The 14,957-nt window shown below is 70.8% G+C and carries 17 protein-coding genes; 11 read left to right on the top strand and 6 right to left on the bottom strand.

All coding sequences use genetic code 11. The features are described 5' to 3' along the window. Positions 1–7: 7 nt before the first annotated feature. The 5 genes from cysD to AC07EQ_RS13700 all read right to left on the bottom strand — a co-directional run bounded on the left by cysD (position 8) and on the right by AC07EQ_RS13700 (position 3,755). Complete coding sequence (cysD, locus tag AC07EQ_RS13720; protein ID WP_478388303.1) at positions 8–943, bottom strand: sulfate adenylyltransferase subunit CysD; 936 nt, start codon at positions 941–943, stop codon at positions 8–10. A 17-nt stretch (positions 944–960) separates the two neighbouring features. Beyond that, positions 961–1,686, bottom strand: coding sequence for a phosphoadenylyl-sulfate reductase (locus AC07EQ_RS13715; RefSeq protein ID WP_478388302.1), 726 nt, complete (start codon positions 1,684–1,686; stop codon positions 961–963). Further along, the gene (locus AC07EQ_RS13710; RefSeq protein ID WP_478388301.1) at positions 1,683–1,850 is read right to left on the bottom strand and encodes a hypothetical protein; all 168 of its coding nucleotides are present in this window, start codon (positions 1,848–1,850) and stop codon (positions 1,683–1,685) included. The genes AC07EQ_RS13715 and AC07EQ_RS13710 overlap by 4 nt, the downstream gene beginning before the upstream one ends. After that, positions 1,847–3,544, bottom strand: a complete 1,698-nt coding sequence (locus AC07EQ_RS13705) for a nitrite/sulfite reductase (protein WP_478388300.1) — start codon at positions 3,542–3,544, stop codon at positions 1,847–1,849. The genes AC07EQ_RS13710 and AC07EQ_RS13705 overlap by 4 nt, the downstream gene beginning before the upstream one ends. Before the next feature lie 118 nt (positions 3,545–3,662). After that, entirely contained in the window at positions 3,663–3,755 is a 93-nt protein-coding gene (locus tag AC07EQ_RS13700) for a putative leader peptide (protein ID WP_328592488.1), read from the bottom strand. 66 nt (positions 3,756–3,821) lie between these two features. Here AC07EQ_RS13700 and hemW point away from each other — a divergent pair, with 66 nt between their 5' ends. After that, positions 3,822–5,051, top strand: coding sequence for a radical SAM family heme chaperone HemW (gene hemW / locus AC07EQ_RS13695; RefSeq protein ID WP_478388299.1), 1,230 nt, complete (start codon positions 3,822–3,824; stop codon positions 5,049–5,051). 189 nt (positions 5,052–5,240) lie between these two features. Here the strand turns inward: hemW and AC07EQ_RS13690 are convergent, their stop codons facing one another. Further along, positions 5,241–5,567 carry a type II toxin-antitoxin system VapB family antitoxin gene (locus AC07EQ_RS13690; protein WP_478388298.1) on the bottom strand — a complete coding sequence of 109 codons (327 nt, stop codon included), beginning with the start codon at positions 5,565–5,567 and terminating at the stop codon, positions 5,241–5,243. 272 nt (positions 5,568–5,839) lie between these two features. Here AC07EQ_RS13690 and hrcA point away from each other — a divergent pair, with 272 nt between their 5' ends. The 10 genes from hrcA to AC07EQ_RS13640 all read left to right on the top strand — a co-directional run bounded on the left by hrcA (position 5,840) and on the right by AC07EQ_RS13640 (position 14,862). Continuing rightward, positions 5,840–6,862, top strand: a complete 1,023-nt coding sequence (gene hrcA, locus AC07EQ_RS13685; RefSeq protein WP_478388297.1) for a heat-inducible transcriptional repressor HrcA — start codon at positions 5,840–5,842, stop codon at positions 6,860–6,862. 60 nt (positions 6,863–6,922) lie between these two features. Continuing rightward, positions 6,923–8,095 carry a molecular chaperone DnaJ gene (gene dnaJ / locus AC07EQ_RS13680; protein ID WP_478388296.1) on the top strand — a complete coding sequence of 391 codons (1,173 nt, stop codon included), beginning with the start codon at positions 6,923–6,925 and terminating at the stop codon, positions 8,093–8,095. A 51-nt stretch (positions 8,096–8,146) separates the two neighbouring features. Beyond that, a complete protein-coding gene (locus AC07EQ_RS13675; RefSeq protein ID WP_478388295.1) occupies positions 8,147–8,890 on the top strand; it encodes a 16S rRNA (uracil(1498)-N(3))-methyltransferase in 744 nt (247 codons plus the stop codon). Positions 8,891–9,266: 376 nt separating this feature from the next. Beyond that, on the top strand, positions 9,267–9,632 hold the full coding sequence (locus tag AC07EQ_RS13670) for a histidine triad nucleotide-binding protein (protein ID WP_478388294.1): 366 nt from the start codon (positions 9,267–9,269) through the stop codon (positions 9,630–9,632). 122 nt (positions 9,633–9,754) lie between these two features. Then, on the top strand, positions 9,755–10,834 hold the full coding sequence (locus AC07EQ_RS13665) for a PhoH family protein (protein WP_358579803.1): 1,080 nt from the start codon (positions 9,755–9,757) through the stop codon (positions 10,832–10,834). Next, on the top strand, positions 10,831–11,397 hold the full coding sequence (gene ybeY, locus AC07EQ_RS13660) for an rRNA maturation RNase YbeY (RefSeq protein WP_132489305.1): 567 nt from the start codon (positions 10,831–10,833) through the stop codon (positions 11,395–11,397). The genes AC07EQ_RS13665 and ybeY overlap by 4 nt, the downstream gene beginning before the upstream one ends. A gap of 17 nt (positions 11,398–11,414) precedes the next feature. Further along, positions 11,415–12,737, top strand: a complete 1,323-nt coding sequence (locus AC07EQ_RS13655) for a hemolysin family protein (protein ID WP_478388495.1) — start codon at positions 11,415–11,417, stop codon at positions 12,735–12,737. Further along, entirely contained in the window at positions 12,730–13,095 is a 366-nt protein-coding gene (locus AC07EQ_RS13650) for a cytidine deaminase (protein WP_478388293.1), read from the top strand. The genes AC07EQ_RS13655 and AC07EQ_RS13650 overlap by 8 nt, the downstream gene beginning before the upstream one ends. Before the next feature lie 236 nt (positions 13,096–13,331). Next, a complete protein-coding gene (era, locus tag AC07EQ_RS13645; RefSeq protein ID WP_478388292.1) occupies positions 13,332–14,285 on the top strand; it encodes a GTPase Era in 954 nt (317 codons plus the stop codon). A 130-nt stretch (positions 14,286–14,415) separates the two neighbouring features. Continuing rightward, entirely contained in the window at positions 14,416–14,862 is a 447-nt protein-coding gene (locus AC07EQ_RS13640; RefSeq protein WP_132489310.1) for a CD225/dispanin family protein, read from the top strand. Positions 14,863–14,957 lie beyond the last annotated feature (95 nt).

Raw genomic sequence — 14,957 nt, 5'->3', positions numbered from 1 at the left:
GCCAGGCTCAGAAGTAGCCCTCGCGCTTGCGGTCTTCCATCGCGGCTTCGGAGAGGCGGTCGTCGGCTCGGGTTGCGCCGCGCTCGGTGAGGCGGCTGGCGGCGACCTCGGCGATCACGTCGTCGACCGTGTACGCCTCGGATTCCACCGCGCCGGTGCAGGAGCCGTCGCCGACGGTGCGGTAGCGCACCATCTTGGACGCCGGGACCTCGCCCTCGCGCGGGCCGCCCCACGGCCCCGAGGTCAGCCACATGCCGTCGCGCAGGTACACCTCGCGGCGGTGCGCGTAGTAGATCTCCGGCAGCTCGATCTTCTCCCGCTGGATGTAGCGCCAGATGTCCAGCTCGGTCCAGTTCGACAGCGGGAACACCCGGACGTGCTCGCCCGGCCGGTGCTTGCCGTTGTACAGGTTCCACAGCTCGGGGCGCTGGCGGCGCGGGTCCCACTGCCCGAAGGCGTTGCGCAGGCTGAAGATGCGCTCCTTGGCGCGCGCCCGCTCCTCGTCGCGCCGGCCGCCGCCGAAGACCGCGTCGAACCGGTTCTCGCTGATGCCGTCCAGCAGCGGCGTGGTCTGCAGCGGGTTGCGGGTGCCGTCGGGCCGCTCCTGCAGCCGGCCGTCGTCGATGTAGTCCTGCACCGACGCCACCACCAGCCGCAGGTCGTGCCGCTCCGCCAGCTCGTCGCGGAACTCCAGCACCTCCGGGAAGTTGTGCCCGGTGTCGACGTGCAGCAGCGGGAACGGCACCGGAGCCGGCCAGAACGCCTTCAGCGCCAGGTGCACCAGCACCGTGGAGTCCTTGCCGCCGGAGAACAGGATCACCGGCCGGTCGAACTCCCCGGCCACCTCGCGGAAGATGTGGATCGCCTCGGACTCCAGCGCGTCCAGGTTGTCCACCTGCGGCGGCGCTTCGGCCGGATCGCTCGGCAACTCGACTGTCGTCATGTCTCCTCCGGAGTTCCTCAGCCGTGCAGTCCGCACTCGGTCTTGCCGCTGCCCGCCCAGCGCCCGCTGCGCGGGTCGGCGCCCGGGGCGGGCTTGGCGGTGCAGGGCTGGCACCCGATCGACGGGTAGCCGGCCGCCACCAGCGGGTTGACCAGCACGCCGTGCTCGTCGATGTAGTGCTGCATGTCGTCGTCGGACCACGCCGCCAGCGGATTGATCTTGACCAGGCCGTTGCGCTCGTCCCAGGTCGCGATCGGCGTGTTCGCCCGCGTCGGGGCCTCCACCCGGCGCACGCCGGTCACCCACGCCTCGTAGCGGGCCAGGGTGTTGCGCAGCGGCACCACCTTGCGCAGGAAGCAGCAGCGGTTCGGGTCCCGCTCGAACAGCCGGGGGCCTTCGGCGGCGTCCTGCTCGGCGACGGTCTGCTCGGCAACGGCGTTGACGATGCTGACGTCGTGGATCTGCGCCACGGCGTCGCGGGTGCCGATGGTCTCGGCGAAGTGGTAGCCGGTCTCCAGGAACAGCACGTCCACGCCCGGCTTGGCCTTGGCCGCCAGGTCGACCAGCACCGCGTCCTGCATGTTCGACGCGACGATCAAGCCGTCGCCGAAGGTGTCGGCGGCCCAGCGCAGCGCTTCTTCCGCACCGGCCTCGGCCAACCGCGGCGCGGCCTCCTCGACCAGTGCGCGGAGCTCCTCGTCGCTGCGCCGCGCGCCGATTTTCGTGGTGGTGTCGGCAGTCATCGGTCTCCGTTTCCTCCAGCCGGGTCGCCGAGCGACAACCCCACGAGCCGAACGGTGAACACCCGCAGGCACGAGCCGCACTGCCACGCGCCCGCGGGCTCGGCCTCGGGCGTGAGGTCCTCGTCCCCGCAGTACGGGCAGTAGAACGGTGTCGCCCGGGTCACTTGAGGTCGTCTTCCTCGGCCCGCGCCACCCACTGCGCGAAGCGCTCGCCGGTGCCGCGTTGCGCCAGGTAGTTGCGGACGAGGCGTTCCACGTAGTCGCCGAGCTCCGCGGAGGTGACCTTGTGACCGCGGATCTTGCGGCCGAACCCGGCGTCCTGGCCGAGGCCGCCGCCGAGGTGCACCTGGAAGCCCTCGACCTGGTTGCCGTTGCCGTCCGGCACCATCTGGCCCTTCAGTCCGATGTCGGCGACCTGGGTTCGGGCGCAGGCGTTCGGGCAGCCGTTGAGGTTGATCGTCACCGGGTCGGTCACGTCGCCCTGGATGTCGGCCAGCCGCCGCTCCAGCTCGTCGACCAGCGCGATCGCCCGCTCCTTGGTCTCGACGATGGCCAGCTTGCAGAACTCGATCCCAGTGCAGGCCAGCACGTTCCGCCGCCACGGCGACGGGTCGGACTGCAGGCCCAGCGCGCCCAGGTCCGCTACCAGACCGTCCACTTCGGACTGCGGCACGTCGAGGACGAGCAGGTTCTGCTCGACGGTGGTGCGGATGCGCCGCGAACCGACCCGCTCGGCGGCCTTGGCGACCTCCACCAGCGTGGAGCCGCTGACCCGGCCCGCCGCGGACTTCGCGCCGACGTAGAAGTTGCCGTCCACCTGCGGGTGCACGCCGACGTGGTCGCGGTGCCCGGTCGGCGTCTCCGGCGCGGGGCCGTCGATCAGCTTGCGGCCCAGGTACTCGTCCTCCAGCACCTGCCGGAACTTCTCCGGGCCCCAGTCGGCGAGCAGGAACTTCAGCCGGGCGCGGTGCCGCAGCCGCCGGTAGCCGTAGTCGCGGAAGATCTGCACCACGGCCTGCCACACCTCGGCGACCTCGCCCAGCGGCACCCAGGCTCCCAGCCGCACGGCCAGCTTCGGGTTCGTGGACAGGCCGCCGCCGACCCACAGGTCGAAGCCGGGCCCGTGCTCCGGGTGCACGACGCCGACCAGCGAGATGTCGTTGATCTCGGGCACGGTGTCCCAGCGCGGCGAGCCGCTGATCGCGCTCTTGAACTTCCGCGGCAGGTTCGACAGCGACTTGTCGCCGATGAACCGCTCGGCGATCTCGTCGATCGCCGGGGTGGCGTCGATGATCTCGTCCGCGGCGATGCCCGCCACCGGCGAGCCCAGCACGACGCGGGGGCAGTCGCCGCAGGCCTCGGTGGTGGACAGCCCGACGCCCTCCAGCTTCTGCCAGATCGTGGGCATGTCCTCCACCCGCACCCAGTGCAGCTGGATGTTCTGCCGGTCGGTGATGTCGGCGGTGTCGCGCGCGTAGGTCTGCGAGATCTCACCGATGATGCGCAGCTGCTCGGTGGTCAGCGCGCCGCCGTCGATGCGGACCCGCAGCATGAAGTAGCGGTCGTCGAGCTCCTCGGGCTCGATCGTGCCGGTGCGCGCGCCGGGAATGCCCGGTGCGCGCTGGGTGTACAGCCCCCACCAGCGGAAACGACCCCGCAGGTCGGCCGGGTCGATCGAGTCGAAGCCGCCGTGGGCGTAGATCGTCTCGATGCGCTGCCGGACGTTCAGGGGGTTGTCGTCCTTCTTGGAGCGCTCGTTGGGGTTGAGCGGCTCGCGGTAACCGAGCGCCCACTGGCCCTCGCCGCGCGTCTTGCGCTTGCGGGCGGGGCGAGCAGGGGCTTCCGTCGGGGGGACCATGTCCGACCTCCGGGATTCGGGCGCGGCAGCGCCGCGTGGAATTCCCGTCGTCGGTGACGGTTCTCACTGCTCGGCGCTCCCGGCGCCGACTGGACAAAGCAGAACGCGGCAGCGGGAATCAACCCATGGCGCGGCACAGCGCGCTGGACACGCGCCGCAGGTCCACGTAGCGGCGTGTGACCAGCAAGAGCCTCGGCAAGGTCGCACCCATGAGGGGCAGCGTGCCACGCGCTCACCGGGCGGTCCATCCCCATCCGCATGGTGAGACAGTGGTGGAGTGCCTGCTCAACTGCCTGTCGGCGAACCCGCCCCGGCCGACGGAACGCTCCCGCCCTCGGCCCTGACCGGACTGGGCTCGCGGCCGTTCGGGGTGTACGTGCACGTGCCGTTCTGCGCCACCCGCTGCGGCTACTGCGACTTCAACACCTACACCGCCGACGAACTGGGCTCAGCGGCGGGTTTCGGCAGCTGGCTGGACGGTCTGCGCGCGGAGCTGGAGCTGGGCGCGGGGGTGCTCGCGGCGGGCGGCCAGGCGGCGCCCGCGGCGGAGACGGTGTTCGTCGGCGGCGGCACGCCATCCCTGCTCGGTGCGCAGCGGCTGGGCGAGGTGCTGACCGCGATCCGCGAGTCGTTCGGGCTCGCCGATGAGGCGGAAGTCACCACGGAATCCAACCCGGAATCGACGTCGCCGGAGTTCTTCGCCGGAATCCGCGAGGCCGGCTACAACCGGGTGTCGCTGGGCATGCAGTCCGCCGCCGAGCACGTGCTGCGGGTGCTGGAGCGGCGGCACACGCCGGGCCGCGCGGTCGCGGCGGTCGGCGAGGCGCGCGCGGCCGGCTTCGAGCACGTCAACCTGGACCTGATCTACGGCACGCCGGGGGAGACCGACGACGACCTGCGGGCCTCGCTGGACGCGGTGCTGTCCACCGGGGTCGACCACGTCTCGGCGTACGCGCTGATCGTGGAGGACGGCACCGCGATGGCCCGCAAGGTCCGCCGCGGCGAGCTGCCGATGCCCGACGACGACGTGCTCGCCGACCGCTACGAGCTGATCGACGGCGTCCTCGGTGACGCGGGCCTGGGCTGGTACGAGGTGTCGAACTGGGCCCGCGACGACGCGGCGCGCTGCCGCCACAACCTCGGCTACTGGCAGGGCGGCGACTGGTGGGGCGCCGGGCCGGGCGCGCACAGCCACGTCGGCGGCGTCCGCTGGTGGAACGTCAAGCACCCGGCCCGCTACGCGACGGTGCTGGCGGAGGGCGCCTCGCCGGCGGCGGGGCGGGAGCGCCTCGGCGTCGAAGACCAGCGCATCGAGCGGATCATGCTGGAACTCCGCCTGGCGACGGGCCTACCGGTGGAAGCGCTGGACGAGCAGGGCCGGGTGGCGGCGAAGCAAGCGGCGGCGGACGGTCTCCTGGAACGCGAAGAACTGACGGCGGGCCGCTGCGTCCTGACGGACCGAGGCCGCCTCCTCGCCGACGGAGTCGTCCAACGCCTGATCACGTAAGCAATCCGGTTCGCCCGGTGCCATTCCCACTCGAAGCACCGCGAGCCGGCTTCCCAATTTTGCCTAAAATTGGGCGCTTCTCGCGGTGACCCGGGGTTCCACTGCGGTCCGAGGCCCCAATTTTGCCTAAAATTGGGGATCTTTCGCGGTGCCCGCCGGCTTCCGGGCCGGTGATCTTCCCAATTTTGCCTAAAATTGGGGAGATTCCGGGCTCAAGCGGAGGGCGTCGAGGTCGAAGACCCGGACGTGCAGGACCGTGCGCTGGTGGAGCGCCGATCGCAGCGCCCGGTGCAGGCCGTCTTCCAGGTAGAGCTCGCCGTGCCAGCGGACCACGTGCGGGAACAGGTCGCCGAAGAACGTCGAGTCCGGGCTCAGCAGGCGGTCCAGGTGCAGCACCTTCGTCGTGGTGACCAGCTCTTCCATCCGCACCGGGCGCGGCGGCACGTTCGCCCAGTCCCGCAGCGACAGCCCGTGGTCGGGGTACGGCTGCCCCTCCCGGACGTCCTTGAAGATCACGGCACCTCCTGGCGAACGGCCGAATCCGGCGCCCACCGAGATTGGTCCACCTGCGGGTACCGCCGCCGCGGCGGGAGTGCACCGCCCGTTCGGCGGATCGAACCGGCGCCCGTCGTCGTGGCCGCAGGCTACCGCCGCGCGCCCGCGGGTCTCGGCTCCGGTGCACGAACACCGTAAACTCGATGGTGGTACCCGGGCGTCGCCCGGGCGCTGAGCATGAGCATGAGCACTGCGGTCTTCGGGCCGCTGCCGAGGTGCGGAGGAGGTGGCGTGTGAACGCGGATGAACGCCGGTTCGAGGTGCTGAGGGCGATCGTGGCCGACTACGTGTCGACCAAGGAACCGGTCGGTTCGAAGGCCCTCGTCGACCGCCACAACCTTGGTGTGTCCAGCGCCACGGTCCGCAACGACATGGCGGCGCTTGAGGAGGACGGCTTCATCGTCCAGCCGCACACCAGCGCCGGCCGGGTGCCCACCGACAAGGGCTACCGGCTGTTCGTGGACCGGCTGCACGAGGTCAAGCCGCTGACGGAGGCCGAGCGCCGGGCCATCCACAAGTTCCTCGAAGGCGCGCTGGACCTGGACGACGTGATGCGCCGCAGCGTGCGGCTGCTGGCCCAGCTCACCCAGCAGGTCGCCGTGGTGCAGTACCCCACGCTGACCCGGTCGACCGTCCGGCACGTCGAGGTCGTCACCATCACCCCGGCGCGGCTGATGCTCGTGCTGATCACCAACACCGGGCGCGTCGACCAGCGGATGGTCGACCTCGGCGACGTGATCACCGACGAAGACGTGGCCCGGCTGCGCAACGTGCTCAACGCCTCGATGGCCGAGAAGCGGCTCGCCGATGCCTCCGCCGCGGTGGCCGAGTTGCCCGACCAGGCGCCGTCGGAGCTGCGCGACGCGCTGATCCGGGTGTGCAGCGTGCTCATCGAATCGCTGGTCGAGCACCCCGAGGAGCGGATGCTGCTCGGCGGCACGCCCAACCTGACCCGCAACGTCGCCGACTTCCCCAACTCGCTGCGCCAGGTCCTGGAGGCGCTCGAAGAGCAGGTCGTGGTGCTCAAGCTGCTCGCCGCGGCCCGCGATTCGGGCACCGTGCGGGTCAGCATCGGGATGGAGAACGAGGCCAAGGAGATGCAGACGACCTCGGTGATTTCGACCGGATACGGTTCGGATGGCATGGTGCTGGGAGGCCTGGGGGTGGTCGGTCCGACGCGGATGGACTACCCGGGGACCATGGCGGCCGTGCGGGCCGTCGCCGCTTACGTGGGTGAGATCCTGGTCGGTCGGTGACTGTTCACCGACGCCTGACCGGCGACAACTCGTTGATCGAGCAGAGGAAGTACTGAGAAGGTGGCCAGGGACTACTACGCGACCCTCGGGGTGGCCAGGGACGCGACACCCGAGCAGATCAAGCGGGCGTATCGCAAGCTCGCGCGGGAACTGCACCCGGACGTCAACCCCGACGAGGCCGCGCAGGAGCGGTTCCGGGAGGTGACGACCGCCTACGAGGTGCTTTCCGACCCCAAGAAGCGGCAGGTGGTCGACCTCGGCGGGGATCCGCTGGGCAACGGCGGCGGTGCCGGCGGCGGCATGGGAGACCCCTTCGCCGGGTTCGGCGGGCTGGGCGACATCATGGATGCCTTCTTCGGCGGCGGCGCCGGTGGCGGCGGCCGCGGACCGCGCAGCAGGGTCCAGCCCGGCTCGGACGCGCTGCTGCGGCTGGAGCTGACGCTGGAGGAGTGCGCCAGCGGCGTGAACCGCGACATCACCGTGGACACGGCGGTGCTCTGCGACTCCTGCGACGGCGGCGGCTCGCGCGTCGGCAGCGCCCCGTCGACCTGCGACACCTGCGGTGGCCGCGGCGAGGTGCAGTCCGTGCAGCGGTCGTTCCTGGGACAGGTCATGACGTCCCGGCCGTGCCCGGTGTGCCGCGGATTCGGCGAGGTCATCACCGACCCGTGCCAGCAGTGCGGCGGCGACGGCCGGGTCCGCGCGCGGCGCACCATCACCGTCAAGATCCCGGCCGGGGTCGGCGACGGGATGCGGGTGCGGCTGGCCGGCGAGGGCGAGGTCGGGCCCGGTGGCGGGCCGGCCGGTGACCTGTTCGTCGAGGTCGAGGAACTGCCGCACGAGCGGTTCACCCGCGACGGCGCGGACCTGCACTGCACCGTCGAGCTGCCGATGACGGCGGCCGCGCTGGGCACCGTGCTCACTCTGGAGACGCTCGACGGCGGCCAGGAGGAGCTCACGGTCGAGCCGGGCACGCAGCCCGGCACCGAGCACGTGCTCGCCGGCCGTGGCCTGCCCAAGCTGCGGTCCAACGGCAAGGTCAGCGGGCACGGCGACCTGCACGTGCACCTCGACGTCGTGGTGCCGACGCGGCTCGACGACGCGCAGTCCGACCTGCTGCGCCAGCTCGCCACGCTGCGCGGCGAGGAGCAGCCGGAGCCGACGGTGACCGCCAACGGCAACGGCAGCCGGCACGGGCTGTTCTCCCGCTTCCGCTCGTTCGGCCACCGCTGACCGAGTGGTTTCGCACACGGTTCGCCGCGAAGACGAGAGCTGAGGCCGGAAGTGTCGGAATCCTCGCTGCCGGTGTTCTCCGTCGACCGGCTGCCTGCCGTCGGCGCGACCACGCTGGACGGCCCGGAGGGCAAGCACGCGGCCACCGTGCGCCGTCTGCGGGCCGGTGAGCAGCTGCTGCTCTCCGACGGGCAGGGCGGCATGGCGCGCTGCGAAGTGCTGGCCGCGGCGAAGGACTCGCTGCAGCTCGCGGTGTCCGAGACCTGGCAGGTTCCGCAGCCGGGTCTGCGGGTCCGGCTGGCACAGGCACTGGTCAAGGGCGATCGCGGGGAGCTCGCGGTGGAGCTGGCCACCGAGGCGGGCGTGGACGCGGTGGTGCCGTGGCGCGCCGCCCGGTGCGTGGCGAAGTGGGACGACGGCCCGCGCGGCGCGAAGGCGCTGGCGCGGTGGCGCAGCACGGCCGCGCAGGCGGCGAAGCAGGCGCGGCGGGCGTGGACGCCACCGGTCGACGAGCCGGTGAGCACCAAGCAGCTCGCGGAGCTGGTGCGCGGGGCCGATGCGGCGCTGGTGCTGCACGAGTCGGCGACCGCGCCGCTGGCGTCCGTCGAGCTGCCCGAGGCCGGCGAACTCGTCCTGATCGTCGGCCCGGAAGGCGGCGTGACCGGCGACGAGCTCGCGGCGCTGGCCGACGCCGGCGCGCACGTCGTCCGTCTCGGCCCGACGGTCCTGCGCGCCTCCACGGCCGCGGCAGTCGCCCTCGGCGCCCTCGGCGCTCGCACCGACCGCTGGTCCTGATTGCGAAGGGCGCAATTAGCAGGAAATTCTCACTCACTCGGGTGAAGGTCAATTTTCCGCAAAATTGTCATCCCACGCGATCGGCGGTCACGTACCGCTAAGAAGATCAAAAACTTTGGGCTATCCGTAGCGCGAACGGCTGACGCAGAGATACGCTTCGTGTGCGAAAGATCGCGGTGAGGTTTTGCCGCGACCGGTGCCGCACGGGGCATCGGACCCCAGCACTCGCCGGACACCTCCCCCCTCGGTCCGGCGAGAGCTGCGCCGCAAACGGGACAACCCCCAGACCCGGTTGCGGCGCAGCGTGCCGGGATGCGACCGGAACCGGCCCCGCGATGATCGAACCGCACTGGACCGCTCGGCTAATCTTCCGGGCATGAGCGACATGGACTCCCTTTTCCTGCGGATCATCGCGCGCGAAATCCCGGCGGACGTCGTGCGCGAGAACGACCGCGTCATCGCGATCCGCGACATCAACCCGCAGGCCGCCACGCACGTGCTCGTCGTGCCGAAGAAGCGCTACCGCAACGTCGCCGAGCTCGCCGCCGCCGACCCGGAGCTGCTGGCCGAGCTGATCACCTTCGCCCGCGACATCGCCGAGCAGGAGGGCATCGCGGAATCCGGCTACCGGCTGCTGTTCAACACCAACGCCGACGCGGGCCAGACGATCTTCCACGTGCACCTGCACCTCCTCGGCGGCGAACCGCTCGGCGGGCTCACCGGCGGGCCGCTCAGGGGCTGATCCACGCCGCGTCGAGGTTGCGGTGACGGCGGCAAACTGATTGCCGGGTGGACTACCATCGACGCCAGGGAGAACTGACCGAACGACCCGCGCGAACGCGCAGAAAGCGGGCCCGAAAACACGTGGCCGGTATTGCAGCGGGTGGAGCCGCCGCCCAGTCCGGAGAGCACCCCCAGACCGCAGCCCAAGAGGCGACAGCGCAGTCGAAGGTGACCGTTCCCGACAACGTCGTGCTGACGCTGGTCGGATCCAGGGACGAGAACCTTCGGGTCGTGGAGGACCTGCTCACCGCCGATGTCCATGTCCGGGGCAACGAGGTGACGCTGTCCGGAGATCCCGCGGAGGTCGCGTTCGCCGAACGGGTGTTCGCCGAGCTGATCGCGCTGATCGCCAAGGGCAGCCAACTCACGCCGGACATCGTCCGCCGCAGCGTCGCGATGCTCTCGGCCGACCACGGCGAGTCGCCCGCCGACGTGCTCAGCCTGGACATCGTGTCCCGGCGCGGCCGGACGATCCGCCCCAAGACGCTCAACCAGAAGCGCTACGTCGACGCCATCGACCACCACACCGTGGTGTTCGGCATCGGCCCCGCCGGTACCGGCAAGACGTACCTGGCGATGGCCAAGGCCGTGCAGGCGCTGCAGGCGAAGCAGGTCAACCGGATCATCCTCACCCGCCCCGCCGTCGAGGCCGGCGAGCGGCTCGGGTTCCTGCCGGGCACCCTCTACGAGAAGATCGACCCGTACCTGCGGCCGTTGTACGACGCGCTGCACGACATGGTCGACCCGGAGTCGGTGCCGCGGCTGACGCAGGCAGGCACGATCGAGATCGCGCCGCTGGCCTACATGCGCGGCCGCACCCTCAACGACGCGTTCATCATCTTGGACGAGGCGCAGAACACCACGCCCGAGCAGATGAAGATGTTCCTGACCCGGCTGGGCTTCGGCTCCAAGATCGTGGTCACCGGGGACGTCACGCAGATCGACCTGCCCGGCGGCCAGCGCAGCGGGCTGAAGATCGTGCAGAACATCCTGGGCGACGTCGACGACGTGCACTTCGCGCTGCTGGACAGCCACGACGTGGTGCGGCACCGGCTGGTCACCGACATCGTCAACGCGTACGACCGCTGGCACGCCCTGGAAGACGCCGACGACCACGCCCGGTCGGGCCGGCGCAACGGGCAACGACGAGGACGAGCATGAGCATCGAGATCGCCAACGAATCCGGCGTCGCAGTGCCCGAGGCGACCATCGTCTCGGTCGCCCGGTTCGCCCTCGACAAGATGAGCGTCAGCCAGCTCGCCGAGCTGTCCATCGTGCTGGTGGAGCTCGACGTGATGGCAGACCTGCACGAGCGGTGGATGGACCTGCCCGGTCCCACCGACGTGATGTCGTTCCCGATGGACGAGTACGACTCGGCCCGCCGCCCCGACTCCGCGGGCTCCGGCCCGGCGCTGCTGGGCGACATCGTGCTCTGCCCGGCGTTCGCCAAGGACCAGGCCCGCAAGGCCGGGCACAGCCTGCTGGACGAGCTGCACCTGCTCACCGTGCACGGGGTGCTGCACCTGCTCGGCTACGACCACGCCGAGCCGGAGGAGGAGCGGGAGATGTTCGGCCTGCAGAACCGCATCCTCGCCGAGTACCGCGAGGCCCGCGACGAGGCCGAGCGGGCTGAGGCGCAGCGCAGCGCGGACGCCCGGGTGCTGGGCGCCGTCGGGCTGGACGAGCCGGAGTCGCCGCAGGGCGGCCCGGCCAACGCCAACTAGGGGAGCCGGCGGTGGACTTGACCGGTTCCACTGCGTTCTTGATCATCGCGGTGCTGCTGGTGCTGGCGGCCGGGGTCTTCGCGGCCTCCGAATCCGCCATCGCCGTGGCCTCCCGGGCCCGCGTCGACGAACTGGTCCGCGAGGGCCGCGGCGGCGGCAAGCAGCTCGCGCAGCTGCTCGCCGACCGGCCCCGGCACGTCAACCTGCTGCTGTTGCTGCGGCTGGCGTGCGAGATGGGCGCGACGGTGCTGGTCACCGTGGTGGCCCTGCGGCTGGCCGACTCCGAGGCGTGGGCGGTCGTGATCGCCGGGCTGATCATGCTGGTGGCGTCCTACGTGCTGGTCGGCGTCGGCCCGCGCACCCTCGGCAGGCAGCACCCGTACGGCATCGGGCTCAAGGTGGCCGCGCCGGTGCGGGTGCTGGCCAGGTTGCTCAACCCGCTGACCAGGCTGCTGATCCTGATCGGCAACATGATCACCCCCGGCAAGGGCTTCCGCGAGGGCCCGTTCTCCACCGAGGTGGAGCTGCGCGAGCTGGTCGACCTCGCCGGCGAACGCGGCGTGGTGGCCGCGGGCGAGCGGGAGATGATCCACTCGGTCTTCGAGCTCGGCGACACCCTCGCCCGCGAGGTGATGGTGCCGCGCACCGAGATCATCTGGATCGAGCAGACCAAGTCCGCCCGGCAGGCGGTGGCGCTGTGCCTGCGCTCCGGCTTCTCCCGCGTCCCGGTGATCGGTGAGAGCATCGACGACATCGTCGGCGTGGTGACCCTCAAGGACCTGACCAGCGCCGTGCTGGCCGGCCGCGACCCGACCGGGCCGACGGTGGCGGAGCTGATGCGCCCGGCCAGCTTCGTGCCGGACACCAAGCGGCTCGACGAGCTGCTCGGCGAGATGCAGCTCTCCCGCAGCCACCTGGCCATCGCCGTCGACGAGTACGGCGGCACCGCGGGCCTGCTGACCATCGAGGACATCATCGAGGAGATCGTCGGCGAGATCACCGACGAGTCGGACCTGGAGGAGCACCGCCCGATCGAACGGCTCGACGACGGCACCGTCCGGGTCAGCTCGCGGCTGCCGGTCGAGGACCTCGGCGAGCTGTTCGGCGTGGAGCTCGACGACTCCGACGTGGAGACCGTCGGCGGGCTGCTGGCGCAGCGGCTCGGTCGCGTGCCGCTGCCCGGCGCGGAGACCGAGATCGCCGGCCTGCGGCTGCGCGCCGAGGGCGGCAAGGACCACCGCGGGCGGATTCGCATCAATGCGCTGCTCGTCCGCCCGGTGAACGCAGATCAAGCACCGCTGCGCGGTGCCGACCAGGAGGGAAGCAACGCCCGTGGCTGAGCACGTCGAAGCGGTGGCCCCGCAGGAGATCGACCCGGAGGACGCCAAGATCGTCACGCTCGCGCGGTCGTCCCGAGCCCGCACCGGAGCGGCCGAGGGCGCGGCGGTGCGCGACACCGACGGCCGCACCTACGCGGCGTGCACGGTCGCCCTCCCGTCCCTGCGGCTGACCGCCCTGCAGGCGGCGGTGGCGGCAGCCGTCGCCAGCGGCGCGGAGGGCCTCGAAGCGGCCGCGGTCGTCACCGACGCCGACGCCGTCGACGCCGACTCGGTCGCGGCGGTCCACGACCTCACTCGCACTGCGCAGATCCTCCGCGCGGACGCCACCGGCGCCGTCGCAGGCGTTCTCCAGGCGTAACCCGGCTTCGCCCCCTGGAACCTCGCCACCCTGAGGCACTCGGACACCGGTCCAGGGCGTCGGAGCTCCGGCCCCGGGACGCAGTTTCAATTGAAACTGCGGATCATCGGCGTGTCGTGCCTCGACACGCCGGAGACTGTGGACAACTTCCGCAATTTCAATGGAAATCGGACCTTCGATTTCCATTGAAATTGCGTCCCGGGGTGCCTGCCAGGCCTCGGGGCACTCGGCGGTGGATGCCCTCTGTGCTGCGGCCAGGGCGGGCCGGTCACAATGGTGCGGTGACCAGCTCCGCAGATGTGCACCGCTCCGGATTCGCCTGCTTCGTCGGCCGGCCCAACGCCGGGAAGTCGACGCTGACGAACAGTCTGGTCGGCTCGAAGGTGGCGATCACCTCCAGCAAGCCGCAGACCACCCGGCACGCCATCCGCGGCATCGTGCACCGCCCCGACGCGCAGCTGATCATCGTCGACACCCCCGGCCTGCACCGGCCGCGCACCCTGCTCGGGCGGCGGCTCAACGACCTGGTCTACGAGACGTGGTCCGAAGTGGACGTGGTCGGCTTCTGCGTGCCCGCCGACCAGAAGGTCGGCCCGGGCGACCGGTTCATCGCCGAGCAGCTGAAGAAGGTGGCCCGTCGCACCCCGGTGCTGGGCATCGTCACCAAGACCGACCTGGTCAGCAAGGAGCAGGTCGCGCAGCAGCTGCTGGACCTGCAGCAGGTGATGGACTTCGCCGACCTGGTGCCGGTGTCCGCAGTGGATTCCTTCCAGGTCGACGTGCTGGCCGATCTGCTGGTCGCGCAGATGCCGGAGGGCCCGCAGCTGTACCCGGACGGCGAGCTCACCGACGAACCGGAGACGACGCTCATCGCGGAGCTGATCCGGGAGGCGGCGCTGGAGGGCGTGCGCGACGAACTGCCGCACTCGCTGGCCGTCACCATCGAGGAGATGATCCCCCGCGAGGGCCGCAAGGACCTGATCGACGTGCACGCGGTGCTCTACGTCGAGCGCTCCAGCCAGAAGTCGATCGTCATCGGCCGCGGCGGGGAGCGCTTGCGCGCCGTCGGCACCCAGGCTCGCAAGCACATCCAGGCGCTGCTGGGCACCAAGATCTACCTGGATCTGCACGTCAAGGTCGCCAAGGACTGGCAGCGCGACCCCAAGCAGCTGCGCAAGCTGGGGTTCTGATCACAACTTCGGCGCGGAATCCGTGGAACCCACCATGACCTGAGTGCGTCTCAGGTACGTTGCTGGCCGGACTCTTTGCGTACGGGCAAGGACACCTGGCTTTTTTTGTTCGACGATTAAAGGATCAATCGTGACTAATCCCTATGGCGGCCCGCCTTCGGGGCCCAACCCGCAGCAGCCGTACGGTCAGCAGCCGGGCGGATACGGTCCGCCGTCGGGGCCGATGCCCCAGCAGCCGTACGGCCAGCCCGACCCCTACGGGCAGCAGAACCCGTACGGCCAGCCGAACCCCTACGGGCAGCAGCCCGGTGGCGCCCCGCCGAACAACAACATCGGCTGGGGCATCGGTTCGATCTTCCTGTGCTGGCCGTTCGCGATCCCGTCGCTGATCAAGGCCACCTCGGTGCAGAACCTGTGGGCCCAGGGCCAGTACCAGCAGGCCCAGGCCGCGGCGGACGACGCCAAGAAGTGGGGCAAGATCGGCATCATCGCCGGCGCCGCGTGGTGGGTCCTGATCATCCTGATCTACGTGATCTTCTTCGTGATCATCGCCGCCTCGGTGAGCTCCTACAACTGATCGAGTCGTGCGTTGGGGGGGGGGGGGGGGGGGGGGGGGAAGAAGAGCTGCAAACCCCTCCAGGGGAAAACAAAAAAAACACTCCCCCCCCAAAG

Source organism: Saccharopolyspora sp. NPDC045839, from assembly GCF_056431645.1.
This window is presented reverse-complemented; position numbering and strand designations above follow the sequence as displayed.